Raw genomic sequence first — 23,158 nt, 5'->3', positions numbered from 1 at the left:
GTCGACGGGGCGTTCTCTGACGCCGCGCTTGATAACCGAGGGCGGACGAGGGGAAACGCGTTCGCGCGGACCGCGGGGTACTCCTTTCGATACCCGGGGCCGCGCCGGAAGGCGCATGCGGTGATGGGCGTTCGGAAGCATGCGCCTCACCGAACGACGATGGGGCGCTTAGAGACCGCCTTCCTGGCTAAAAGCGGCGAATGTCATGAACGACCGTGAACAGATCGACGGAGGTCGAAACTCGGATGCTCCGCTTCAAGCTGCTCGGCCCGCTGGAGGTCGCGGGCGGCGGACCGGCGTTCGCCCCGACCGCGCCGCGCGTGCTGAACACGCTCGCGCTGCTGCTGGTGCGCGCGGGCCGCGTCGTACCGCTCGACACGATCATCGAGGAGCTGTGGGGTGACGACCCGCCGCGCAGCGCGGCCCGCACCGCGCAGACGTACGTGTACCAGATCCGGCGCTGGCTGACCGCCGGCGACGCCCCGGCACCGGACAGGGACGTGCTCCTCACCCGCCCGCCCGGATACATGCTGCGCGTCGCCCCCGAGCAACTGGACCTCAGCCGGTTCGACCGGCTGCTCGCCGAGGGCCGCGGGCTGCTCCAGGACGGCCGCTCCGCCGACGCCGTGGAGCCGCTGTGCCGCGCGCTCGACCTCTGGACGGGGCCCCCGATGGCCAACGTCGAACTCGGCCGGGTGCTCGAAGGCCATGCGGCGGCGCTGGACGAGCACCGCGCCCATGCGCTGAACCTGCGCATCGAGGCCGACCTGCGCCTCGGCCGGCACCGCGAGCTCATCGGCGAGCTGCGGTCGCTCGTGGCGCTGAAGCCGTACGACGAGTGGTACCACACGCTTCTCGTGTGCGCGCTGGCACGTTCCGGCCGCCGCTACGACGCCCTGGAGGCCTTCCACGCGGCCAGGCACATCCTGGCCGAGGACCTGGGGCTCAGCCCGTCCCCCGAGCTCAGCGAGGTGCACGCCGCCGTCCTGCAGGGCGAGCAGCCCACGACCCCGCTCACCGCGACGGCGACCGGGGACGCCGGCCGGGGCCCGGCCGCGGCGGCCGTGCCGAGGCCCCGGCCCCGGCCCCCGAGGAACGCCGGGCTGCCGTCCGCGCAGCCCGTCCACTGACCGCAGAACCGACTCACCGAAGGGACGCACCAGTGCCGACCACCATCGCACCCGCCGAGCTGCGGGCCGACATCGACGCCTTCTACGCCTGGCACATGCAGCTCCTCGACGCCGGAAGGGTCGAGGAGTGGGCGGAGGCCTTCACGCCCGACGGCGTGTTCGACGCGCAGGGCCACCCCGAGCCCGTCCGCGGGCGCGACGAGATCCGGTCGGCGTCGCGGGCCGTCGCCGACAAGCTCGCCGAGGCCGGGATCGTCCGGCGCCACTGGCTCGGCATGAGCCACATCGTGCCCGAGGACGGGAGCGTCCGGGTGCGCAGCTATGCGCTGGTGTTCCAGTCGACCAAGGAGAAGGGGACCGTCCTGCACGCGAGCACGACCTGCGAGGACGTGCTCGTCCCGGACGGGGCTTCCTGGCTGATCCGGGAACGGGTCGTCCGGGTCGACGGAATGGCCTGACCAGGGCACGGCGAAAGGCAAGGCACGGCGAAAGGCAGGACACGGGAAAAGAGCCGGCGGCCCGCACGGGCCGCCGGCTCTTTCGCCGTTCCGGTTCCTACACCGACTCCCCGATCCTGGCGTTGACGAATTCCAGGTATTCGCGGGGCGTCTTCAGTTCGGCGGTCTCCTCCTCCGGCAGTTCGACGCCGAGCTTGCGCTCCACCTGGGCGGTGGTCTCCATGACGGCGAGCGAGTCGTAGCCCAGCTCGGAGAACGGCACCTCCAGGAGGTCGGCCGAACCGTCCTGCAGGGCCTCCGCCTCGCCCGCCGCCGCGCGCAGGGCGTCCTTCAGGTCGTCCAGGGTCAGTTCCTTCACTTCCCGCTCCTCTCGTTCTCCGCGTAGCGCTTGGCGGCGCGCAGGGTCGCCCTGCTGTTGGCGCCGAGCGTCTCGCGGATCTTCCTGCGCACCGCCGGCAGGTCCATCCCGCCGGCGGCCGGTCCCCGCAGGGCCCCGGGGTCGATGACGACCGTGTGCCGGGACGTGACGCGCACCGCGCCGTCCCCGGCGGGCTCGAACAGCCACTCGCCGTTGTGGGTCCGCATGACGGGAGGCGTCGTGGTCTGCTTGTAGACGATGCGCTCCCCCGGCACGCACACCCGGCCGGACGCCGTGGTGTGCGCGGAGCCGTCCGGCGACCGGGTGTCCATCTCCATGAACTGGAGGCCGGGCTCGTCCTCGGTCAGGGCGACGCGCGCCACGTGCGGGAGCCGCTCGGGCCACCGGTCGCACTCGTTGACGAAGTCGTAGGCCGCCTCCAGCGGCCCGTGGACGAGTTCGCCGTCGCTGAACTCCAGGGTCAGGTCCTCGGCGGCGGTCTCGGCCGCGTGCCTGAGCGCCTCCAGCTCCTTGCCGCTGTTGGCGTCGACCGCCCGGTCTATGAGCGCGAGGGCGTCCGGGTCGTCGTCGACGGCGGCGTAGTCGTGCACCAGGACGACGTGGGAGCCGCCGTCCCCGCCGGGCCCGATCCGCCAGGTCCCGTGCATCTCCGCGACCGGCGCGCTCGGCTCGGCCTGGGTGAACGCGACCGTCCGCGCGGCGGGGTCGAGGGTGCGCTCCGACACCCAGGTGCGGAGCGCGCCGTTGGCGAGCGCCCAGATCCGGATGCGTTCCGCGCGGTCGTCGCCGGACAGCCGGACGGCGTGCACGGTCGGCGGGAAGTGCACCGGCCAGGTCGTCACGTCCGCCACGATCCGGTAGACCGCGTCCGGCGGCGCATCGATCCGCTCGGTGTGCTCGGTGTGCCGGGTGGTCGCCGCGGTGCCTTGTCGGGTGGTCATGGCGCTCCTCAGAAGTTGCCGAGCCCGCCGCACACGTTGATCGCCTGGGCGGTGACCGCGCCGGTGTCCGGACCGGTCAGGTAGGCGACCATCGCGGCGACCTCGTCGGGCGTGGTGTAGCGGCCGAGCGGGATCTTGGCCTCGAAGCGGGCCAGCACCTCGCCCTCGGTGACGTCCCAGTAGTCGGCGTAGCCGCGCCGGATGGTCTGCGCCATGGGCGTCTCGACATAGCCGGGGCAGACGGCGTTCACGGTGACGCCGCTCTTGGCCAGTTCGAGGCCGAGGGCCTTGGTGAAGCCGACGACGCCGTGCTTGGACGCCGAGTACGGCGCTCCGAGGACGACGCCCTGCTTGCCGGCCGTGGACGCGATGTTGACGATGCGCCCCCAGCCGGCGTCCTTGAGCCCGGACGCCAGGAACGCGCGCGTCACGCGGAACACGCTCGTCAGGTTGGTGGCGACGACGTCGTCCCACAGCTCGTCGGGGATCTCGGCGGTCTGCCCGCCGCCGCCCCGGCCGACGTTGTTGACCAGGACGTTGATCCGGCCGGCCGCGTTGGCCTCCTCGACCGCGGACCGGATCTGGTCCCCGTCGCGGACGTCGCAGGCGGTGCCGTCCACGTCGCCGCCCGCGTCCCGCAGTTCCTTGATCGTCCGGGCGACGGCCTCGGCGTCGCGCGCGCAGATGAACACCCGCGCGCCCTCGCCGGCCAGCCGCCCGGCGACCGCGCGGCCGATGCCGCTGGTCGCCCCGCTCACGAAGGCGTGGCGTTCGCGCTGTCCACTCATCGTCCCTTCTCCTTCTCTTCGGCGGTGCCGTGCCCGGGCGGCAGCGCCGCCCGGATGACCCCGGCCAGCTCGGCGGGGGTCGGGTGGTCCATGACCGCGGTGGTCGGCAGTTCGATCCCGAGCTCGCGGTTGACGCGGTTGCGCAGGTCCACGCTGAGCAGGGAGTCGAAGCCGAGTTCCTTGAACGCGTCGTCCGGTCCGACGGCGCCGGGCTCGGGGTACCCGAGGATCTCCCCGGCGGTGTCGCACACGGCCGCGGTCAGGACGCGTTCCAGGTCCTCGCCGGAGGCGCCGCGCAGGCGCTCCGCGAGACCGGTGCCGGACGCCTCGTCCCGCCCGGCGGGCTCCGGGGCGCCGCCGGCGAGGCCGGCGAGCATCGGGACCGTGCCCGGCCGCACGTCGCGGGCGTCCAAGTTCATCGGGACGAGGTGCTCGCGCGGCGACCGCAGCGCCGCGTCGAACAGGGCCAGGCCCCGGTCGGCGGGCAGCGGCGCGATCCCGGTGCGCCGCAGCCGGTCGACCTGCTCGCCGGACAGGTGCCCGGTCATGCCGCCCTGCTCGTCCCAGAGGCCCCAGGAGAGCGAGACGGCGGGCAGGCCGCGGGCGCGCCGGTGGCGTGCGAGGGCGTCCAGCCAGGTGTTGGCGGCGGCGTAGTTGGACTGCCCGGGCGCGCCGAGCACGCCGACCGCCGAAGAGAACATAACGAACGCCGTCAGGTCCGTGTCCCGGGTCAGCTCGTGCAGGTGCCAGGCGGCGTCGACCTTGGGGCGCAGGACGCCGTCGACGCGCTCGCCGGTCAGCGTCGCGGCGAGGCCGTCGTCCAGTACCCCCGCGGCGTGCACCACGGCGGTCGGCGAGTGCTCGGCCAGCAGGCGCGCCAGGGCGTCGCGGTCGGCGATGTCGCAGGCCGGGAAGGCGGCCTCGGCGCCGAGGCCGGCCAGCTCCGCCTCCAGTTCCGGGACGCCGCCGGCGGCGCGTCCCCGGCGGCCCGCCAGGACGAGCCGGCGCACACCGTGTTCGCGGACCAGGTGCCGCGCCAGCAGCGCGCCCAGCGTGCCCGTGCCGCCGGTGATGAGCACCGTTCCGGCCGGGTCGAGGGCGGCGGGCGGCGGGACGGTGAGGACGAGCTTGCCGATGTGCTCGGCGTTCCGCAGGGTCCGCAGCGCCTCCGGCGCCCGGCGCACGTCGTGCGTCTGGAGCGGGAGAGGCCGCAACGCGCCGTCCTCGTGCAGGTCGAGCACGGTCCGCAGGACCTCGCCGACCCGTTCGGGTTCGACACTGAGCAGGTCGTATGCGGCGTACCGGACATGCGGATGCTCGTCCCGCACGGCGGCGGGGTCGCGGAGGTCGGTCTTGCCGATCTCCACGAAGCGCCCGCCGGGGCGCAGCACGCGCAGCGAGGCGTCCACGGTCTCGCGGGCCAGCGAGTTGAGGACGACGTCGATCCGCCCCCGGAACCGCTCCTCGAACTCCAGGTCGCGGGACGAGGCGATGTGGTCGTCGTCGAGGCCGAGCCCGCGCAGGACGTGCTGCTTGGGCGGGCTCGCGGTGGCGTAGACCTCGGCGCCCAGGTGCCGGGCGAGCTGCACGGCGGCCAGTCCCACGCCGCCGGTGGCCGCGTGGATCAGCACGCTCTCCCCGCGTTCCAGCTCCGCGATCTCGGCGAGGCACTGGTAGGCGGTGGCGAAGACGATCGGCACCGACGCGGCGCGGGCGAACGTCCAGCCCGCCGGCATCGGGACGACCCGCCGGGCGTCGGCGACCGCGACGGGACCGTGGGAGCGCTCGAACACGCCCGCCACGCGGTCTCCCGGGCGCGGCGCCGCGACGCCGGGGCCGGTCTCGGTGACGATCCCGGCCCCTTCGCTGCCCATGGTCCGCTCGCCGGCGACCAGGCGGAGCGCGACGGCGACGTCCCGGAAGTTCAGTCCGGAGGCCCGGACGGCGATGCGGACCTCGCCCTCGCCGAGCGGCCGCCCGGCCTCGGGGGCGGGGACGAGCGCCAGGTCGGACAGCGAGCCGCGTCGGGTGACGTCCAGCCGCCAATGGCCGTCGTCCGGCGGGGTGAGCTCGCCGTCGCCGGCGGGGGCCAGCCGGGGGGCGTACAGGCGTCCCCGCCTGACGGCCAGTTCGGATTCCCCGGTCGCGAGCGCCCTGGGCAGCGCCTCCTCGGAGCTCGGGTCGCCGTCGCCGTCGATCAGGACGAGGCGGCCCGGCCGTTCGGCGCGGGCGGAGCGCACGAGCCCGGTCACGGTCGCCTGGTGCAGGCCGGCGACGTCGTCGCCCGGCAGGACGCGTTGCGCGTTCCTGGTGACGACGGCGACCGTGTCGGAGTCGGGGATGTCCTGGAGGCGCTCCAGGACGTTCCGTGCCGCGCGGTGGGCGTCGTCCGGCATGAGGCCGTCCAGGTCGGGGACGGGCACGACGCGCGCCTCGGGCGGATCGCCGTCCGGTTCGTCCGGCAGTTCGTCCCATCGGGTCTCGTAGAGGCCGCCGGGCGCGTCCCCGGCGAGTGGCCGCAGGTCGAGCGACTCGACGGCGGCGACCGCGCGCCCTTCGGCGTCGGCGGCCTCCAGCCGGGCCGTCCCGTCGCCGTCGCGGGTCAGCCGCACGCGAAGCGAGGAGCCGCCGGAGGGCCGGCAGGAGACGCCCTTCCAGGCGAACGGGACCTCCGGGGGGCCGTCGCCGGGCAGGAGCAGCGGGTGCAGGGCCGCGTCCAGCAGCGCGGGATGGACGCGGTAGGCGCCCCGCTCCTCGTCGGAGCCGACTTCGGCGTAGAGGCCGTCACCGTCCCGCCATGCGCGGCGCAGGCCGCGGAAGGCGGGGCCGTAGCCGTAGCCGCGTGCGGCGAGCCGGTCGTAGGCGCCGTCCAGCGGCAGCGGTTCCGCGCCGGGCGGCGGCCACTCGGCGGCCCTGGCCGCCTGCTCGGGTTCCGCGTCGCCCTCCAGGGTTCCGGTGGCGTTCCGGGTCCAGTCGCCCGCGCCGCTCGGCCGGGACTCGATGACGACCGACCGGTCCGCCCCGGCGAGGAGGCGGACCTCGACCTCGCCCGAGGCGGGGACGCCCAGCGGACGCTCCAGCACCAGCTCGCGCAGGCGCGCCCGGCCGATCCGGTCGCCCGCCGAGCAGGCCATCTCGACCTGGGCGGTGCCGGGCACCAGGATCTCGCCCGCGACCTCGTGGTCGGCGAGCCACGGGTGCCGCGCGACGGACAGCCTCCCGGTGCGCAGGAGACCGCCGCCGGGCAGTTCCACCTCGGTGTCCAGCAGCGGATGCCCCGCCTTCGCGGCGCCCGCGACGCCCGTCGCGCCCGCGGCCCCCGCGGACCGCCAGTAGCGCCTGGACTCGAACGGGTAGGTCGGCATCGGCACGATCCGGCCCTCGGGGACGAACGCGTCCCAGTCCACCCGCACGCCGTCGGCGTAGGCCGCGGCGGCGCCGGTAAGGAACTGCGCGAGCCCGCCGCCGTCCCGCCGCAGCGTGCCGAGGACGGTCACCTCGCGCTCCCCCGCCGTCTCCGCGATCGCCCGGGTCAGCACGGGATGCGGGCTGACCTCGACGAACCGCGTGTGCCCGGCGTCGATCAGCGCGCTCACCGCGTCCTGGAACCGGACGGTGCCGCGGATGTTGTCGTACCAGTAGCGCTCGTCCATCGCCCGGTCGAGCGGCCCGCCGGTCAGCGTGGACCACAGCGGGACGGCCGGGCCGGCCGGGGCGAGCCCGGCGAGGTCGGCGAGGAGGGGGTCGCGCATCGGCTCCATGGCCTCGGTGTGGGAGGCGTAGTCCACGTCCACCCGGCGGGCGTCGACGCCCGCGTCCTGGAGCCGGGCGACGAAGGCGTCGAGCGCGTCGGCGTCCCCGGCGACGACGGTGGAGGACGGCCCGTTCACCGCGGCCGTCCACACCCCGCCGGGCAGCTCGATCTCGTCGGCGCGGAGGGGCACCGACGCCATGCCGCCGCTGCCCGCGACCTTCCGCAGCGCGCGGCTGCGCAGGCAGACGACCTTGGCGGCGTCGTCCAGCGGCAGGGCGCCGGACACGCAGGCGGCCGCGATCTCGCCCTGCGAGTGCCCGACCACCGCCGCCGGACGGACGCCGGCCGACTCCCACAGCCGGGCGAGCGACACCATGACGGCGAACAGCGCCGGCTGGACGACGTCCACCCGGTCCAGCGGATCGTTCTCCAGCACGTCCCGCAGCGACCAGTCGCAATGGGCCGACAGCGCCCGCTCGCACTCGGCCATCCGCTCGCGGAACACCGGGGACTCGCGCAGCAGCCCGAGGGCCATGCCCCGCCACTGCGCCCCCTGGCCGGGGAACACGAACACCGGATCGGAGCCGTCGCGCGCCTCGGCGCGGACGACGGCGGGCGACCGGTAGCCGCGCACGGCGGCCGGCACCCGGCCCCCGCCCGCCAGCGTCTCCAGTCCGTCCATGAGGTCGCCGCGGGTGTCGCCGACGACGGCGGCGCGCCACCGCATCGGCGTCCGCGCCGCAAGCGTCCGGGCGATGTCGGCTGGCCGCTCCTCCGGGTGCGCGGCCATGAACTCGCGGACCCGTTCGGCCTGCGCGCGCAGCGCGGTGCCGGTGCGGGCCGCCAGCGGCAGCGCGACGGGCGCGGGACGATCCGGCTCTCCGGCGGGCGGCGCCGCGGCCTCCTCGACGATGACGTGCGCGTTGGTGCCGCTGATGCCGAACGAGGAGACGGCCGCCCGGCGCGGCCGGTCCGCGCGCGGCCAGGGCTCCGGCTCGGTCAGCAGTGACAGGCCGCTGCCGCCCCAGTCGACGTGCTCGGACGGCGCGCGGACGTGCAGCGTGCGGGGCAGCCGCTCGGCGCGCAGCGCCTCGACCATCTTGATCAGGCCGCCGATGCCGGCGGCCGCCTGCGCGTGCCCGATGTTCGACTTGAGCGAGCCCAGCCGGACCGGGTCGCCTCCGGCGTGGGCGGCGCCGTAGGTGCGGGCCAGCGCGCCCGCCTCGACGGGGTCGCCCAGCGCGGTCCCCGTGCCGTGCGCCTCGATCGCGTCGACGTCGGCGGGACCGATCCCGGCGCGGTCCAGCGCGTCCCGGATGACCTGCTCCTGGGCGGTGCCGTTCGGCGCGGTGAGGCCGTTGCTGGCCCCGTCCTGGTTGACGGCGCTGCCGCGCAGGACGGCCAGGACGGGCCGCCCCGCCCGCCGCGCGTCGCCGAGGCGCTGCAGGACGGCCAGCCCGGCGCCCTCGGCCCAGGCCGTGCCGTCGGCGTCGGCGGAGAACGCCTTGCAGCGGCCGTCGGAGGCGAGCCCCTGCTGGCGGCCGAAGTCCAGGAACATGCCGGGCGTCGCCAGCACGGTCACGCCCCCCGCGAGCGCGGTGTCGCACTCGCCCTGCCTGATCGCCTGCGCCGCCATGTGCACGCTGACGAGGGAGGCCGAGCAGGCGGTGTCCACGGTGACGGCGGGGCCGCGCAGCCCGAGGACGTAGGCGATGCGCCCGGAGGCGACGCTGGGCGAGGTGCCGGTGAGCCGGTGGCCGCGCGTGCCGTCCTCGGGTTCGGCGAGACGCGGGCCGTACTCCTGCGCGGTGGCGCCGACGAAGACGCCGGTGCGGCTGCCGCGGAGCGCGCCGCGGTCGAGCCCGGCGCGTTCGAACGCCTCCCACGCGGTCTCCAGCAGCAGCCGCTGCTGCGGGTCGATCCCCGCGGCCTCGCGTGGGGAGATCCCGAAGAACGCCGCGTCGAAATCGGCGGCGCCGTCGAGGAACCCGCCCGCGGCCGGCCCCTCCGGCAGCTCGTCGAGGTCCCAGCCGCGGTCGGCGGGGAACGGCCCGATCGCGTCGGTTCCGGCGTCCACCAGCCGCCACAGGTCCTCCGGCGAGCGCACCCCGCCCGGATAGCGGCAGCTCATCGCGACGATCGCGATGTCGTCGTCGCTCTCGCGAGGTGCGCGGGCCGGCGCGTGCGGGGCGGCGGCCGTCCGGGCGCCGGGTTCCGCGCCCGCCGCGGCCTCGTCCTGCGAGCGCAGGGCGCCGGCGAGCTCCGTGGCCGTGGGGTGGTCGAAGAGAAGGGAACCGGGCAGGTCCCGGCCGAGGGCGGCCGACAGCTTGTCGCGGATCACCACGGCCATCCGCGAGTCCACCCCGAGCTCCCGGAACGGGACGTCCGGGTCGGCCGCCGCGCCGGCCCCGAGTGCCTGCTCGAGCGTCTCGGCCACCAGCCGCCTGGTGTCGGTCTCCGCCCCGCCGGTCTGCGGAGCGGCGGAACCCGGCCGGTCCGCGGCGGTGTCGAGCCAGTGCCGGTCGCGCTGGAACGCGTACGTCGGGAGATCGACCAGCCGGGCGTCCGTCCCGAAGAAGGCGCCCCAGTCCACCCGGCCCCCGGCGAGATGGACCCCGGCCAGGGCCGTCGCCGCGCCCCGCGCCTCGTCCTGCCCGGCGGGCATGCAGGGCAGGACGGTCACGGCGGGATCGGAGACGTTCGCCGGGACCAGGTCGGTGAGCGCGGTGCCGGGGCCGGCCTCGACGAACCGCCGCGCGCCGAGCGCGTGCAGGGACCCGAGGGCCTCGCCGAACCGGACGGTCCGGCGCGCGTTGCCGGCCCAGTGCGCGGGGTCGGCGAACCGGGCCGCGTCCACCTGCGCGCCCGTCACCGAGGAGACGACGGCCGGTCCGCCGTCCGGCCGCCGCCAGTCCAGCCCGGCGGCGACGGCGCTCAGCTCGTCCAGGAGCGGCTCGACGAGCGGTGAGTGGACGGCGCGGCCGATCCGCAGCCGCTTGGTGCGCCGCCCGGAGCCGGCGAAGCGCCCGGCGACCGCGGTCACGACCTCCTCGTCCCCCGCGATCACCACCGACCGGGGGCCGTTGACGGCGGCGACGTCGGCGCGGTCGAGCCGGTCCGCGAGCGCGGCGCGGGCCTCGTCCTCGCCCGCCTCGACGGCGACCGCGGCACCGGACGGCAGCCCCGCGAACAGCCGTCCCCGCGCCGCGACGAACTCCGCCGCGCCGGCGAGGGGCAGCATCCCGGCGACGTGCGCGGCGGTGATCTCCCCGAGGGAGTGGCCCGCGACGGCGTCGGGCCGGACGCCCCACGACTCCAGCAGCCGGAAGAGCGCGACCTCGACGGCGAACACGGCGGGCTGCACCAGCTCCTGGCGGTCCAGGCCGTCGTTCCACATCGCCTCGGTGATCGGCGCGCCGATCGCCGGTTCCAGTGCGGCGCCGACCTCGTCGAGCGCGCGCGCGAACGCCGGATACGTCTCGTACAGGCGGCGGCCCATGCCCGCGCGCTGCACGCCCTGCCCGGGGAACAGCACGGCGGTGCGGCCGTCGCGCCGCCTGACGCGGACGGCTCCGGGCGCGTCCCGGCCCTCCGCGAGCCCGCGCAGGGCGGCCCGGTGGTCGCCGGTCACGACGGCGCCGTGCTCGAACACCGTCCGCGACACCGCGAGCGAGTGGCCGACGTCCCGCACGTCGGGCCGGGTCCCGGCCAGGTCGGCAAGCCGCCCGGCCTGGGCGCGCAGCGCCCGCTCCGACCGTCCGCTCACCACCCACGGGACGGGCCCGGGAACCGGCGCGGGGGCGGGCTCCTCGCCGGTGTCGGCGCGGGGCGGCCCGGCGAGGACGAGATGGCAGTTGGAACCGCCGAGGCCGAACGCCGAGACGCCCGCGACCCGCTCCCCCTCCGGCCAGCCGCCGGGACGGTCGTGGACCTGCAGGTTCAGGCCCGCGAGGTCGATCTCGGGGTTCGGCTCGGCGAAGTTCGCCGTCGCGGGGAGCCGCCCGCGCGACATCCCCGTAGCCGTCTTGATGAGCCCGGCGATCCCGGCCGCGCCCTCCAGATGGCCGATGTTCGCTTTCACCGAGCCCACCAGCAGCGGCTCGCCCGCCGGGCGGGCCGCGCCGAGCACGCCGCCGAGCGCGGCCGCCTCGACCGGGTCGCCGCGCCGCGTCCCGGTGCCGTGGAGCTCCACGTACTGGACCGCGCCCGGATCGACGCCGGACCGTTCGTAGGCGAGCCGCAGGACCTCTTCCTGCGCGTCGCGGCTGGGGGCCGTCAGCCCGGGCGTGGCGCCGTCGTTGTTGATCGCGCCGCCCAGGATGACGCAGTGGACGCGGTCGCCGTCCCGCAGCGCCGCGTCGAGCGGCTTGAGCACCACCGCGCCCCCGCCCTCGCCGCGGACGAAGCCGTTGGCGGCCGCGTCGAGGGGGCGGCACCGCCCGTCCGGGGACAGCGCGCCGAGCTCCCGCAGCGCCTCGTCGCTCTCCTCCGCCAGGTTCACCTGCACGCCGCCCGCGACGGCGAGCCCGCAGTCGCCGTCCCGCAGGCTCTGCACCGCCTGGTACACCGCCACCAGGGAGGACGACTGCGCGGTGTCGACGGTGACGCTCGGCCCGCGCAGGCCGAACACGTGCGAGACCCGCCCGGAGATGAAGCCGCGGCGCGTCCCGGTCAGCGTGAAGGGCGACGTCCCGGCGCCGGAGTCGCGGGCCTGGAGGAGCCCGTAGTCCTCGGCCATCGCGCCGACGAAGACGCCCGTGCGGCCCCCGTGCAGCGACGCGGGCAGGACGCGGGCGTCCTCCAGCGCCTCCCAGGTGAGTTCGAGCATCAGGCGCTGCTGCGGGTCGAGCTCGGCGGCCTCCCGCGGGGGGACGCCGAAGAAGCCCGCGTCGAAGCCGTCGACGCGGTCGAGGAAGCCGCCGCGGCCTTGCGCGCCCGCGCGGTCCCCGGGCGCCGGGCGGATCGCCTCCTCGCCGCGCCACAGCAGCGACCAGAACTCCTCCAGGCCCGGTCCCCCGGGGACGCGGGCGGACATGCCGATGACGGCGATCGGGATGCTCATTGCGGTTCCAGCTCCTCCGTCGTCTGGCGAGGTCGAAGCCCTCGCCGGGCCCTCGGTCAGCGGCGCGTCAGCACCCGTTCGGCCGCCGACCGCACGGCGTCGCGCTCGGCGTCGTCGCCGAGGCGGCGGTCGGGCGACATCCCGATCACCTGGCTGCGCCCGGCCGCCACGCGGGGATGGCGGCGCGCGAGCATCGTGAGGCTCTGCCCCGGTCCGGTCTCCACCAGCAGGTGGTCGCCGTCGTCCAGGAGCCGGTCCAGCGCCCGAGCGAAGTGGACGGTCCGGGCGGGCTGCCCGATCCAGAAGGACGGGTCGCACGCCCGCTCCGCGGTGAGCGGGGCGGCGTCGTAGGCCGAGTACAGCCGCACGGCGGGCGGCCTCAGGGCGACGCCCGTCCAGCGGTCGCCGGCCTGTTCCGACGCCGCCGCCACGAGCGGGCTGTGGAACGCCTGCCGCGCGGGGACGCGACGGACCGTCACGCCGCCGTCCTTCAGCCGGGACATGGCGCGCCGGAGCGGCTCCTCCGCCCCGGCGAGCAGCAGCTGCCGGGGCGCGTTGACGGCCGCGAGGTGGACGTCCGCGCCGAGCAGGGGCTCGACGTCCCGCACCGAGGCCGCCACCGCGAGCATCCCGCCCGGTTCGGTGGCGGCGAGTGCCGGCAGCCGCTCCATCATCAGCCGCATGCCGTCGGCGAAGTCGAAGACCCCGGCGAGCGCGCCGGCCACCATCTCCCCGGCGGAGTGCCCGAGCAGCGCGTCCGGCCGCCCGCACCGGTCCACCAGGGTGCGCCCGAGCGCGTACCCGACCGCGTACAGCAGCGGCTGCGCCACCGTGACGTCGTCGAACTCCGGCGACGGCCGCTCGGCGAGCCACTGGTCGCGCACGTGCGGGCCGCGCGGGCCCATGAGCGCGAACGCCTCGTCCATCGTGCGGGTGAAGGTCTCGACGGTGCCGTACAGGGACGCGGCCATCCGCGGATGCTGCGCCCCCTGGCCGGGGATCAGCAGCGCGATCGGCAGCGGGCGTCCCCCGCCTGCTCGCTGGTCGTCGGTCATGCCACCCTGTCTAGGCCGCCCGCGTCGAGATCCGGCCTAGGGTCATTCGCGCCCGGCGCCGCGCAACGGCCGCGACGACCCGTCCTCGACAGCTCCCTGACGCGCGGCTGCGACCCTCACGGCATGAGGTACGAGGACATCCACGTGGCGGGGATCGGCCGCCACCTGCCCGACCCGATCGAGACGGCCGACGCGGAGAGACGGGGCCTGTGCGCCCGCAAGGACGTCTGGCGCACCGGCATCGAGGCCGTGTGCGTCGCCGAGGAGGCCCCGCCGGTGATGGCCGCGGACGCCGCGCGGCGGGCCATCGCGGACGCCGGCGCGGACCCGTCCGACATCGAGCTGATCCTGCACGCCAGCGTCCACTACCAGGGGCACGACCTGTGGGCCGCCGCCTCGTACGTGCAGCGCGAGGCGGTCGGGAACGCCTGCCCCGCCGTCGAGGTGGGGCAGCAGTCCAACGGCGGCATGGCGGCGATCGAGCTGGCCGCCTCGTTCCTGGCGGCCCGGCCGGCGGGGGCCAAGGCGCTGGTGTCGACCGGCGACCGGTTCGCCCTGCCGGGCTTCGACCGCTGGCGGACGGACCCGGGCACGATCTGCGGCGACGGCGGCACCGCGCTGGTCCTGGCGCGCGGTACCGGGACTCCGGAGGACGCGCGGGACACCGTCGTCCTGCGCAGCGCGGTCTCCGTCTCGGACCCGGGCCTGGAGAAGCTCGGACGGGGCGCGCGGCCGTTCGCCGACGCCCCGCTCGAGGCGGCCCGCCCGATCGACGCCGAGACGCCGCGCGAGGAGGCGGTCTCCGAACTCGGCTTCGCCGAGGTCCTGCGGCGGCTGCAGGACGGGCAGGTGCGCGCCGTCGAGGGCGCGCTGTCCGAGGCGGGCGTCGACCGCGGCGACGTGGACTGGTTCGTCCTGCCGCACCTGGGCCTGCCGAAGATGAACGTGCAGTTCTTCGAGCCGCTCGGCATCGACCGGGAGCGGACGACGTGGGACTGGGGCCGCCGGATCGGTCACCTCGGCGCCGGGGACCAGATCGCCGGGCTCGGCGAGCTGGTCGCCTCCGGCCGCCTCGCGCCCGGGGGGCGCTGCCTGCTCGCGGGAGTCGGCGCGGGCTTCACCTGGTCCGCGGCCGTGGTGGAGCGGACGCCGGCCGCGGCGGGCTGAGCCCCTCCGGATCCCAGCGCGGCCCGGGCCGCCGCTCCGCGTCCCGCGGGGCGGCGGCCTTCTCCGCACCGGCGCCGTCCCCGCGCTCCCCGTGCACGAGGACGGCGACGAGCGCCGCCAGCTCCCGGTCGTCCAGGCGGCCCTTCACGATCTCGAAGTCGGCGCTCATCGCGGCTCGCTCCCTCGCCGGCCCGCGCGCCCGCGCGGGGCGGCGCTCACTGCGGCTGGTTCCCGTGCTTGCGGCTGGGCCTGGGCACGTACTTGCCGGCCAGCATGTCCAGCGCGTCGACGATGCGGGCGCGCGTCTCCGCCGGGTCGATCACCTCGTCCACCAGGCCGCGCTCGGCCGCGTGGAACGGATCCATCAGCTCGCGCCGGTAGTCCTCGACCCGGGCCCGGCGCTCGGCCTCCGGGTCGTCGGCGGCGGCGATCTCCCGCCGGTACACCACGTTCACCGCGGCCTCGGCGCCCATCACGGCGATCTCGTTGGTCGGCCAGGCGAGAGAGACGTCCGCGCCGATCGACCGCGAGTCCATCACGATGTACGCGCCGCCGTACGCCTTGCGCAGGACGAGCTGCACGCGCGGCACCGTGGCGTCGCAGTACGCGTAGAGCAGCTTCGCACCGTGCCGGATGATCCCGCCGTGCTCCTGGTCCACCCCGGGCAGGAACCCGGGCACGTCCACCAACGTCACGAGCGGAATGTTGAACGCGTCGCAGAACTGGACGAACCGGGACGCCTTCTCCGCGGCCGTGATGTCCAGGACCCCCGCCGTCTCCGCGGGCTGGTTGGCCACCAGCCCGGTGACCCGTCCCGCGAACCGCACGAACGCGCACACCACGGTCGTGCCCCACATCTCGTGGATCTCGAACACCTCGCCGTCGTCGACGATCTCCTCGACGACCGCGCGCACGTCGTAGGCCGCCTTGGCGTCGACCGGCACCATGTCGCGCAGCGCCGGGCAGGACCGGTCCGGCGGGTCGGCCGTGGGCTGCTCGGGCGCGAACCGCGTGTTGTCGGACGGCAGCAGCGACAGCAGGTACCGCACGTCGGCGAGGCACTCCTCCTCGCCGTCGTACATCGCCTCGGCCACCCCCGTCCGCGCCGCGTGCACCTCGGCCCCGCCCAGCTCCTCGTGCGTGATCGTCTCGCCGGTGACCGCGCCCACCACGTCGGGGCCGGTGATGAACATCTGCGCGGTGTCGCGCACCATGAAGACGAAGTCGGTGAGCGACGGCGAGTACGCCGCCCCGCCCGCGCACGGGCCGAGCATCACGCTGATCTGCGGGATCACCCCGGAGTTGCGGACGTTGCGCTGGAAGATGCCGCCGTACCCGGCGAGCGCGGTCACGCCCTCCTGGATGCGGGCGCCCGCCCCGTCGCACAGCCCGACCAGCGGCGCGCCCGCCTTCGCCGCCAGGTCCATGATCTTGTGGATCTTGGCCGCGTGCGCCTCGCCGAGGCTGCCGCCGAAGACCCGGAAGTCGTGGGCGTAGGCGAACACCCGCCGGCCCTCGACCAGGCCCCAGCCGACCACGACGCCGTCCGTCGGCGGACGCCGGCGCTCCATGCCGAAGCCCTGCGCCCGGTGCCGCCGGAACGTCTCGATCTCGGTGAAGGTGCCCTTGTCGAACAGCAGGTCGAGCCGCTCCCGCACCGTCAGCTTGCCCTTGGACTTCTGCGCCTTCATGCCCCGCTCGCCGCCGGCCTCGGCGGCGGCGCGGCGCTCGGCCTCCAACCGGGCCACGCGGGCCCTCATCTCAGACACTCCCGTACCCTCCGTCGGCGAAGACCAGCGGTTTGGCGTCGCGGAGGCAGCCCGCCGCCACCACCAGGCCCACGACCACGTGGTGGTCGCCGAGACCGATGGCGTCCACGAGCCTGCAGTCGACGAAGCCGGCGGCCTCGGCGAGCACCGGCGAGCCCGTCGCCGCGGTGACGACCTCCTGCCCGGCGAACCGGTCCACCCCGGGCGCCGCGAAGCGGCGCGCCAGGGGCTCCTGGTCCGCGCACAGGAAGCTCACCGCGAAACAGCCCGCCCGCTCCACCACCGGCCACGTCCGCGACCCGGAGCCGATGCAGAACAGGACGAGCGGCGGCTCCAGCGAGACGGAGGTGAACGAGTTCATCGTCGTCCCGGCCGGGCCGTCCCCGGAGTCGGCGGCGGCCACCGTCACACCGGTGGCGAACCCGCGCATCACCGAGCGGAACTTGCTGGCCTCCACGGGTCGGATCTGGCGAAGCACGGCGGTCCCTCCGCTGGGCGAACGATCGCCGACAACGTAGGACGCCCGCGTCGAGCCCGGTTCGCGTCCCGTCAGAGCCCGGCCGCCCGGGGCTCCTAGCGCTCGTTCCGCGGCGGTTCGATGAGACCCGCGTGGGCGGCGCGGTTGACCGCGTCGAGCCGCGACCCCGCGCCGAGCTTGGCGAAGATGTTGCGCAGGTGGCGCTTGACCGTGGCCTCGGTGAGCGACAGCCGGTTCGCGATCTGCCGGTTGGTGAGCGCCCGCGCGGTGAGCTCCAGCACCTGCCGCTCCCGCTCGGTGAGCTGGACCGGCTGCGCCCCGTCGTCCTCGGGCAGGCTGCGCCGCGAGACGCTGAGCACGATGCGCTCGGGGTCCTCCACCGCCTGGATCGCCGCGACCAGCTCGTGCCGCGTCACCGTCTTCAGCAGGTAGCCGCGGATGCCGGCCTCCAGCAGCGCGCGCAGCAGTTCGGGCCGCTCCTGCATGCTGAGGATGATGACCTTGGTGCCCGGCGACTGCCGCCGGATGCGCCGCACCGTGGTGACGACGTCCGGGCCGGGCCCGCCGACCTCGAGCAGGACGACGTCGGGACGCCGGTCGGTGACCATCGTGACGGCGTCCTCGCCGTCACCGGCCTCGCCCACCACCTTCAGCCCGTCGTCCTCTTCGAGGATCTCCCGTACCCCCTGCCGGACGAGGGTGTGGCTGTCGACGATCAGCACGGTCCGCGGCGTCAAGACCGCCCCCGCGATCCGGCGGCCGTCCGCTTCGGCCGGGGGCGGCCCTTCACGGGGAATCCGGCGGCATGCTCAGTCGGACATGCTCTCATGAAGGCTCCGATCGGCGCGGTCTGGTTGCCGTTCGAGTCCGGACGGCGCCCGCATCGCCACCCATCCCGCCGTTTTGCGTTTTTGAAAGTTCAACCGGCTTGAGAAACACACCCCGTGGCCCGTCTGCGACCCAACGGTAACATGCACCGATCTGCCCTGCCACCCGCCGGCCGCCATTGAAATTCGGCACTACTTACCTGTCAACACGGCCGGTACCGCATCCTTCTCGAAGGGCCTACTTCACCTGCGGAAGCCCTCTCGCCCGCCACTCCGCCGCGCCCTTGGCGATCTCGCGCGGGGCACCGCGGGGCCCGGCACGGCCCGCCGGGAGCCGCCGCCGGGCGCCGCGGCCGGCCGCGGCGCCCGGCGCGCGAGTCCGAGCCTCACCGCCAAATCTCCGGGCCGGAATCCGCTCGCGCGGTGACGGGATGATTTCGCTGAGGCGCACCGAGTCACACCTCACAGAATGCGGCCTCCCACCGACACCGAGTTCCTTGCTCAAGAGCCGCCGATCACCACTCGACCGCACGAGGGACACTGAAATGGCGGACGGCCCCCTCAGACCCGCTCAGGCGTTTCCTCTTGTGCGAAGTGGGCGGCTTTCGGTATTACCGCCGCCGCCTCGTTCCGGACGCCCACACGCCCCACCAGCCACACTCGCGCACGCCGATGCCCAGCCGGGCGGTCCGCGTGCCCCCCCCTCGACGCATGTCATGACAGCGGCCGGTCACGCGCCCGGAGCCATGTTCTATTTCCGTCAAATCAACATAAACTATGTCGATGGACTAGCCTGGCTCCCATGAGCGGCATCGCCTACGAACGTGGAACGCCCTTCCTCCTGGCGCGCCTCGGTTCCCTCGCCTCCCGCTCCTGGACGGCCTTCCTGGCCGGCTACGGGATCACCCAGAACCAGCACGCGGTCCTCGTCGTGATCAGGGAACAGGGGCCCCTCGGCCAGCGCCGCCTCGCCGAACTCGCCGCCATGGACGCCCGCAACATCGTGGCCGTGCTCGACTCGCTGACCGCCGCGGGCCTCGCCGAGCGCCGCCCCCACGACACCGACCGCCGCCGCCGTGTCGTCACCCTCACCACGTACGGAGTCCGCCTCATCGACACGATCAGTGAGGCCGCGGCCCACGGCCAGGACCACTTCCTCCGCTCCTTGGACCCTGCCGAACGCGACCATCTCAACGACCTGCTGCGACGTCTCTACAACGCCCACGTCCAGGCCTGACCCGAGCCGTCCGCCGCCGGCGACCCGCGCGCAAAGGCCCGCCGTGGCTCACGACGTGCCGGCGGGGCCGGTCAATTCGTCGGCCAGAAGGTCCATGAGGAGACCGTCGTGCCAGGTGCCGTCGGCGGCGCGTTCGTACCGGCGCATGACGCCGACCGGCCGGAAGCCGACCTTCTCGTAGCAGCGGATGGCGGCGGCGTTCGATGCCGCCGGGTCGATCGTGATCCGGTGGTGGCCGTGGTCGTCGAACAGGTGCCGGGCGAGGGTGCGGACGGCGTCGCCTCCCAGGCCCCGCCCGCGCACTGACGGGTCGAGGTAGATGTCGATGCCGGCGTGCCGGTAGTCGGGGTCCTCTTCCTCATGCCACTGGATCAGGCCGATGGCCCGGCCCTCATACTGGATCACCAGCTTCCCGCCGTCGGGGTCGGCGAGCTCGCGGGCCACCTCGGCGGCGAGGTCGGAGCCGCCCCGCCACCACTGGTGCACCTCCGGCTTCGCGCGGACCGCGGCCAGCGCGGGAACGTCGGCGTCCGTCGCGGGCCGCAGCGTCACGGACTCCCCGTGAAGAATCTCAGGCACGGTCCGACGATATCCGCAGCACCGCACAGCAGCCCGCGGGCGTTGGCCTCGGGCGCCTCGACCAGGGGAATTCCAGCGTCCGGCGCGACTTCTCCGTCTTGGTGGCACCGCCGGCCCGCACAGGCCGCCACACATAGATACCGGCCGCCATTCTTAACCAGTTCGGCCACTTTCCGCGCGACCACGTCCCGCGCCTGCGGCTGACGAATGAGCGATCGCGGGGCCCTCACGGGCGAGTTCTGGCCCCATCCGGGTAGGTTGACCGGGATAGCAGTGGTTGGCCGCCTTCATCGCTAATGGTGGAGTATGGCGTCGAGGGAATGCGGGCCGACGGTGCTATGTAGTGTCACCAGCTTCGACCTAAGGGCGGCCTTCCGCGCGCTAGGAGGAGAAGAGGACGGATGACGGTCAACGCTTATCGGAGTCGTCGGCTCGTACTGAAGAAGAACGTGCCTGTCACGTTGGTGGAGACGTTCGCCGAGGCTGCGGGCTGGGAGGAGAGAGATCACAGAGAGCCGAGATCCTCGCCCTGATGGAGAAGGGCATTCATGTCTGGACGCTGGACGAACTGGCCGAGATCGCCGATCTGAGCTTTGAGAGCGGACTCCCCGACGAACAAATGCGCGCCATACTGTGACTTGGGCTCGGAGCCCCGCTCGCGGCCGCAGAAGCATTCACAGAGCTGTTCGCACGGGGAAGTAAAGATCCGGCGCCGATCGTCCGGTACTCCACGTTGCGGGGATCGTCCATGCGGAATGGTCAGAGTGTCTGGTCATTGTAGAAGATCTGAGCCACGACCCGCACCCGCAGGTATCCGAGTTCGCCGGACGCGTGCTCGAGACATTCAGCGCCGTTGGTGATGGGCCATAGCCGCAAACGCGACAGCCGCGGTGGTGGTCCCCGGCGGTGATCGCGCCCTCGGGTACGGCGCCGCCGGGCATTGTCCGAACTGCACTGATGGATCGCGTCCGTGGGTCGGTCTGCACAAAGTCGGCGGCGGAGGTCTGTTCCTAGCATGACGGCGGAGCGCCGCCGTGAACGGTGCTCTGGACAGTGTTCCGCCGACTGGGAGGAGGCCCGATGGGCGACCGCGTCGAACTGCGGAACTTCATCGACGGTGAGTTCGCCGCTGCTGCGGACGGCGGCACCATGGAGATCGTCGACCCGTCGGACGGCGAGGTGTACGCGACGGCGCCGAGGTCGGGGGACGCGGATGTCGATCGGGCCTGCCGGGCGGCGGAGAGGGCCTTCGCCGGGTGGCGGCGAACGACCCCCGGCGAACGGATGGCCTGCCTGCTGCGCATGGCGGACGCCGTCGAGCGCCACGCGGGCGAGCTGGTCGAGGTCGAATGCCGGGACACCGGCAAGCCGCCCGCGCTGACCATGCGGGAGGAGGTCGTCCCGATCGTCGACCAGCTCCGGTTCTTCGCGGGCGCGGCCCGGATGCTCGAAGGGAAGGCGACGGCGGAGTACGTGCGCGGGCGCTCCTCGTCCGTCCGCCGGGAGCCGGTCGGCGTGGTCGGGGCGATCGCGCCGTGGAACTACCCGGCGATGATGGCGGTCTGGAAGTTCGGCCCCGCACTCGCGGCGGGGAACACGGTCGTGCTCAAGCCGTCCGACACCACGCCCGCCAGCGCCGTCTTCCTGGCCGGTCTCTTCGCCGACCTGCTGCCACCCGGGGTCTTCAACGTGGTGTGCGGCGACCGGCGGACCGGTGCGGCGCTGGCCGCGCACCCGGTTCCGGCGATGGTGGCGATCACCGGGAGCACCGCCGCGGGACGCGCCGTCGCGCGGTCGGCGGCGGACACGGTCAAGCGCGCCCATCTGGAACTCGGCGGCAACGCGCCCGTGCTGGTGTTCGGCGACGCCGACCTGCGGGCCGCGGCGGACGGGATCGCGTTCGCCGGCTGCTTCAACGCCGGGCAGGACTGCACCGCGGCCACCCGGGTGATCGTCGCGGAGGAGGCGCACGACGCGTTCGTCGACGCCCTGGTCGAGCGCGTCCGCGGGATCGGGCTGTCGCGGGACGAGCCCGCAGGCCGCGCCCTCGACATCCCGCCGCTGAACAACCCGGACCAGCTCGCGCACGTCGCGGGGCTGGTCGCCCGGGCGCCGTCGCACGCGACGGTGCCGGTCGGCGGCCGGGAGGCCGGCGGCCCCGGCTACTTCTACCTGCCGACGGTGGTCGACGGGGTGACCGCGGCGGACGAGCTCAGCCGCACCGAGATCTTCGGGCCCGTGGTCACCGTGCAGACGTTCCGCGACGAGGCTGATGCGATCCGGCAGGCCAACGACTCGCCGTACGGCCTGGCCTCCAGCGTGTGGACGCGCGACCACGGCCGGGCGCTGCGCGTCTCCGCCGCCGTCGACGCCGGCCACGTCGGCGTGAACTGCCATCTCCCGCCGGTGCACGAGATGCCGCACGGCGGCGTGAAGCAGTCCGGCTACGGCAAGGACCTGTCGCTCTACTCCGTCGAGGAGTACACGCGGGTCAAGCACGTCCTGTCGGCGCTCGGCGAGGACGCCGAGTGAACCGTCTCCCACCCCTGCTCCTGGAGGCTGCGAACCCATGACCGAGGTACCGAGGACCGGCCCGGTGGACGCGACGAAGATCCCCCGGTACGCCGATCCGGGCACCTTCGCCCGGCTGCCGCGGACCGACCAGGTGGACCACGTCGACGTGGCGATCGTGGGGGTGCCGTTCGACAGCGGCGTCTCCTACCGTCCGGGAGCGCGTTTCGGGCCCGGGCACGTCCGTGCGTCGTCGAAGCTGCTGAGGCCCTACCACCCGCCCCTCGACGTCGAGCCGTTCCGCGCCCAGCAGGTCGCGGACGCCGGTGACATGGGGGTGAACCCGTTCGACATCGAGGACGCGATCCGCACCATCGAGCGCCGGTCGGACGAGCTGCGCGCGGACGGGGCGAAGCTGCTGACGATCGGCGGCGACCACACCATCGCGCTGCCGCTGCTGCGGTCGCTGCACCGCGACCACGGCCCGATCGCGGTGCTGCACTTCGACGCGCACCTCGACACCTGGGACACCTACTTCGGTGCCCCCTACACCCACGGCACCCCGTTCCGCCGGGCCGGCGAGGAGGGCCTGCTGGACCCCGAGCACTGCATGCACATCGGGATCCGCGGCCCGCTGTACTCGCGGGAGGACCTGGCGGAGGACGACGCGCTCGGGTTCCAGATCGTCCGCGCCGACGACTACGAGAGTGGCGGGACGGCCGCCGCCGTGGAGCGGATGCGGGCCCGGCTCGGCGACCGGCCGGTGTACGTGTCGGTCGACATCGACGTGCTGGACCCGGCCCACGCCCCCGGCACCGGCACCCCGGAGGCCGGCGGGCTGACCAGCCGGGAGCTGCTGGCCACGCTGCGGGGACTGGCCGGGCTGAACCTGGTCGGCGCCGACCTCGTGGAGGTGGCCCCGGCCTACGACCATGCCGAGATCACCGGGATCGCCGCAGCTCACGTGGGGTACGAGCTGCTCAGCGTGCTCGCCCTGGACCGTTCCGGCGCATCCCGATGAGC

The 23,158-nt window shown here is 74.6% G+C and carries 16 protein-coding genes; 6 read left to right on the top strand and 10 right to left on the bottom strand.

All coding sequences use genetic code 11. The features are described 5' to 3' along the window. Positions 1-215: 215 nt before the first annotated feature. Together ACA514_RS34950 and ACA514_RS34945 are read left to right on the top strand one after the other, a co-directional pair. Positions 216-1,130: a BTAD domain-containing putative transcriptional regulator gene (locus tag ACA514_RS34950; RefSeq protein ID WP_375045547.1), complete on the top strand. Its 915-nt coding sequence runs from the start codon at positions 216-218 to the stop codon at positions 1,128-1,130. A gap of 32 nt (positions 1,131-1,162) precedes the next feature. Next, positions 1,163-1,588, top strand: coding sequence for a nuclear transport factor 2 family protein (locus tag ACA514_RS34945; protein WP_375045546.1), 426 nt, complete (start codon positions 1,163-1,165; stop codon positions 1,586-1,588). Positions 1,589-1,685: 97 nt separating this feature from the next. Here ACA514_RS34945 and ACA514_RS34940 read toward each other — a convergent pair whose 3' ends face one another. From ACA514_RS34940 to ACA514_RS34920, 5 genes are read right to left on the bottom strand one after another with little or no spacing between them, the layout of a single operon-like run. Next, positions 1,686-1,946, bottom strand: coding sequence for an acyl carrier protein (locus tag ACA514_RS34940; protein ID WP_375045545.1), 261 nt, complete (start codon positions 1,944-1,946; stop codon positions 1,686-1,688). Continuing rightward, on the bottom strand, positions 1,943-2,908 hold the full coding sequence (locus tag ACA514_RS34935; RefSeq protein WP_375045544.1) for an aromatase/cyclase: 966 nt from the start codon (positions 2,906-2,908) through the stop codon (positions 1,943-1,945). Before ACA514_RS34935 ends, ACA514_RS34940 begins: the two co-directional genes overlap by 4 nt. 8 nt (positions 2,909-2,916) lie before the next feature. Continuing rightward, on the bottom strand, positions 2,917-3,696 hold the full coding sequence (locus ACA514_RS34930; protein ID WP_375045543.1) for an SDR family NAD(P)-dependent oxidoreductase: 780 nt from the start codon (positions 3,694-3,696) through the stop codon (positions 2,917-2,919). Beyond that, positions 3,693-12,512 carry a type I polyketide synthase gene (locus ACA514_RS34925; RefSeq protein ID WP_375045542.1) on the bottom strand — a complete coding sequence of 2,940 codons (8,820 nt, stop codon included), beginning with the start codon at positions 12,510-12,512 and terminating at the stop codon, positions 3,693-3,695. The genes ACA514_RS34930 and ACA514_RS34925 overlap by 4 nt, the downstream gene beginning before the upstream one ends. Before the next feature lie 56 nt (positions 12,513-12,568). Then, a complete protein-coding gene (locus ACA514_RS34920; protein ID WP_375045541.1) occupies positions 12,569-13,567 on the bottom strand; it encodes an acyltransferase domain-containing protein in 999 nt (332 codons plus the stop codon). A 123-nt stretch (positions 13,568-13,690) separates the two neighbouring features. On the opposite strand from ACA514_RS34920, the gene ACA514_RS34915 reads away from it, so the two are divergent. Then, positions 13,691-14,734, top strand: coding sequence for a ketoacyl-ACP synthase III family protein (locus ACA514_RS34915; protein WP_375045540.1), 1,044 nt, complete (start codon positions 13,691-13,693; stop codon positions 14,732-14,734). On the opposite strand, the gene ACA514_RS34910 is transcribed toward ACA514_RS34915, so the two are convergent. From ACA514_RS34910 to ACA514_RS34895, 4 genes are all read right to left on the bottom strand, one after another. Further along, positions 14,685-14,903: an acyl-CoA carboxylase subunit epsilon gene (locus ACA514_RS34910; RefSeq protein WP_375045539.1), complete on the bottom strand. Its 219-nt coding sequence runs from the start codon at positions 14,901-14,903 to the stop codon at positions 14,685-14,687. The two genes, ACA514_RS34915 and ACA514_RS34910, sit on opposite strands and share 50 nt — an antisense overlap. Positions 14,904-14,949: 46 nt before the next feature. Then, positions 14,950-16,494, bottom strand: coding sequence for an acyl-CoA carboxylase subunit beta (locus tag ACA514_RS34905; RefSeq protein WP_375045538.1), 1,545 nt, complete (start codon positions 16,492-16,494; stop codon positions 14,950-14,952). A gap of 1 nt (position 16,495) precedes the next feature. Beyond that, positions 16,496-16,981 (bottom strand): flavin reductase family protein, encoded by a 486-nt coding sequence (locus ACA514_RS34900; RefSeq protein ID WP_375045537.1) that lies wholly within the window; start codon positions 16,979-16,981, stop codon positions 16,496-16,498. A gap of 95 nt (positions 16,982-17,076) precedes the next feature. Then, complete coding sequence (locus tag ACA514_RS34895) at positions 17,077-17,718, bottom strand: response regulator (protein WP_375045536.1); 642 nt, start codon at positions 17,716-17,718, stop codon at positions 17,077-17,079. Positions 17,719-18,610: 892 nt separating this feature from the next. Between ACA514_RS34895 and ACA514_RS34890 the strand changes: the two genes are divergently transcribed. Then, complete coding sequence (locus tag ACA514_RS34890; protein ID WP_375045535.1) at positions 18,611-19,045, top strand: MarR family winged helix-turn-helix transcriptional regulator; 435 nt, start codon at positions 18,611-18,613, stop codon at positions 19,043-19,045. 48 nt (positions 19,046-19,093) lie between these two features. On the opposite strand, the gene ACA514_RS34885 is transcribed toward ACA514_RS34890, so the two are convergent. Then, the gene (locus ACA514_RS34885) at positions 19,094-19,615 is read right to left on the bottom strand and encodes a GNAT family N-acetyltransferase (protein WP_375045559.1); all 522 of its coding nucleotides are present in this window, start codon (positions 19,613-19,615) and stop codon (positions 19,094-19,096) included. A gap of 1,089 nt (positions 19,616-20,704) precedes the next feature. Here ACA514_RS34885 and ACA514_RS34880 point away from each other — a divergent pair. Together ACA514_RS34880 and speB are read left to right on the top strand one after the other, a co-directional pair. Next, positions 20,705-22,156: an aminobutyraldehyde dehydrogenase gene (locus ACA514_RS34880; protein ID WP_375045534.1), complete on the top strand. Its 1,452-nt coding sequence runs from the start codon at positions 20,705-20,707 to the stop codon at positions 22,154-22,156. A gap of 37 nt (positions 22,157-22,193) precedes the next feature. After that, a complete protein-coding gene (gene speB / locus ACA514_RS34875; RefSeq protein WP_375045533.1) occupies positions 22,194-23,156 on the top strand; it encodes an agmatinase in 963 nt (320 codons plus the stop codon). The last annotated feature ends 2 nt before the right edge of the window (positions 23,157-23,158 follow it).

Origin of the sequence: Actinomadura sp. NTSP31 (genome assembly GCF_041951385.1) — a bacterium.
In the GTDB taxonomy this organism is placed as follows: domain Bacteria; phylum Actinomycetota; class Actinomycetes; order Streptosporangiales; family Streptosporangiaceae; genus Spirillospora; species Spirillospora napierensis.
The sequence above is the reverse complement of the archived record's forward strand: the minus strand, read 5'-3'. Positions and strand labels throughout refer to the sequence as shown.

Bases quoted from the DNA above. Each gene is read 5' to 3' on its own strand.
- ACA514_RS34935 (WP_375045544.1), bottom strand. From the start codon at position 2,908: ATGACCACCCGACAAGGCACCGCGGCGACCACCCGGCACACCGAGCAC.
- ACA514_RS34930 (WP_375045543.1), bottom strand. From the start codon at position 3,696: ATGAGTGGACAGCGCGAACGCCACGCCTTCGTGAGCGGGGCGACCAGC.
- ACA514_RS34925 (WP_375045542.1), bottom strand. From the start codon at position 12,512: ATGAGCATCCCGATCGCCGTCATCGGCATGTCCGCCCGCGTCCCCGGG.
- ACA514_RS34920 (WP_375045541.1), bottom strand. From the start codon at position 13,567: ATGACCGACGACCAGCGAGCAGGCGGGGGACGCCCGCTGCCGATCGCG.
- ACA514_RS34915 (WP_375045540.1), top strand. From the start codon at position 13,691: ATGAGGTACGAGGACATCCACGTGGCGGGGATCGGCCGCCACCTGCCC.
- ACA514_RS34910 (WP_375045539.1), bottom strand. From the start codon at position 14,903: ATGAGCGCCGACTTCGAGATCGTGAAGGGCCGCCTGGACGACCGGGAG.
- ACA514_RS34905 (WP_375045538.1), bottom strand. From the start codon at position 16,494: ATGAGGGCCCGCGTGGCCCGGTTGGAGGCCGAGCGCCGCGCCGCCGCC.
- ACA514_RS34890 (WP_375045535.1), top strand. From the start codon at position 18,611: ATGAGCGGCATCGCCTACGAACGTGGAACGCCCTTCCTCCTGGCGCGC.
- ACA514_RS34880 (WP_375045534.1), top strand. From the start codon at position 20,705: ATGGGCGACCGCGTCGAACTGCGGAACTTCATCGACGGTGAGTTCGCC.
- speB (WP_375045533.1), top strand. From the start codon at position 22,194: ATGACCGAGGTACCGAGGACCGGCCCGGTGGACGCGACGAAGATCCCC.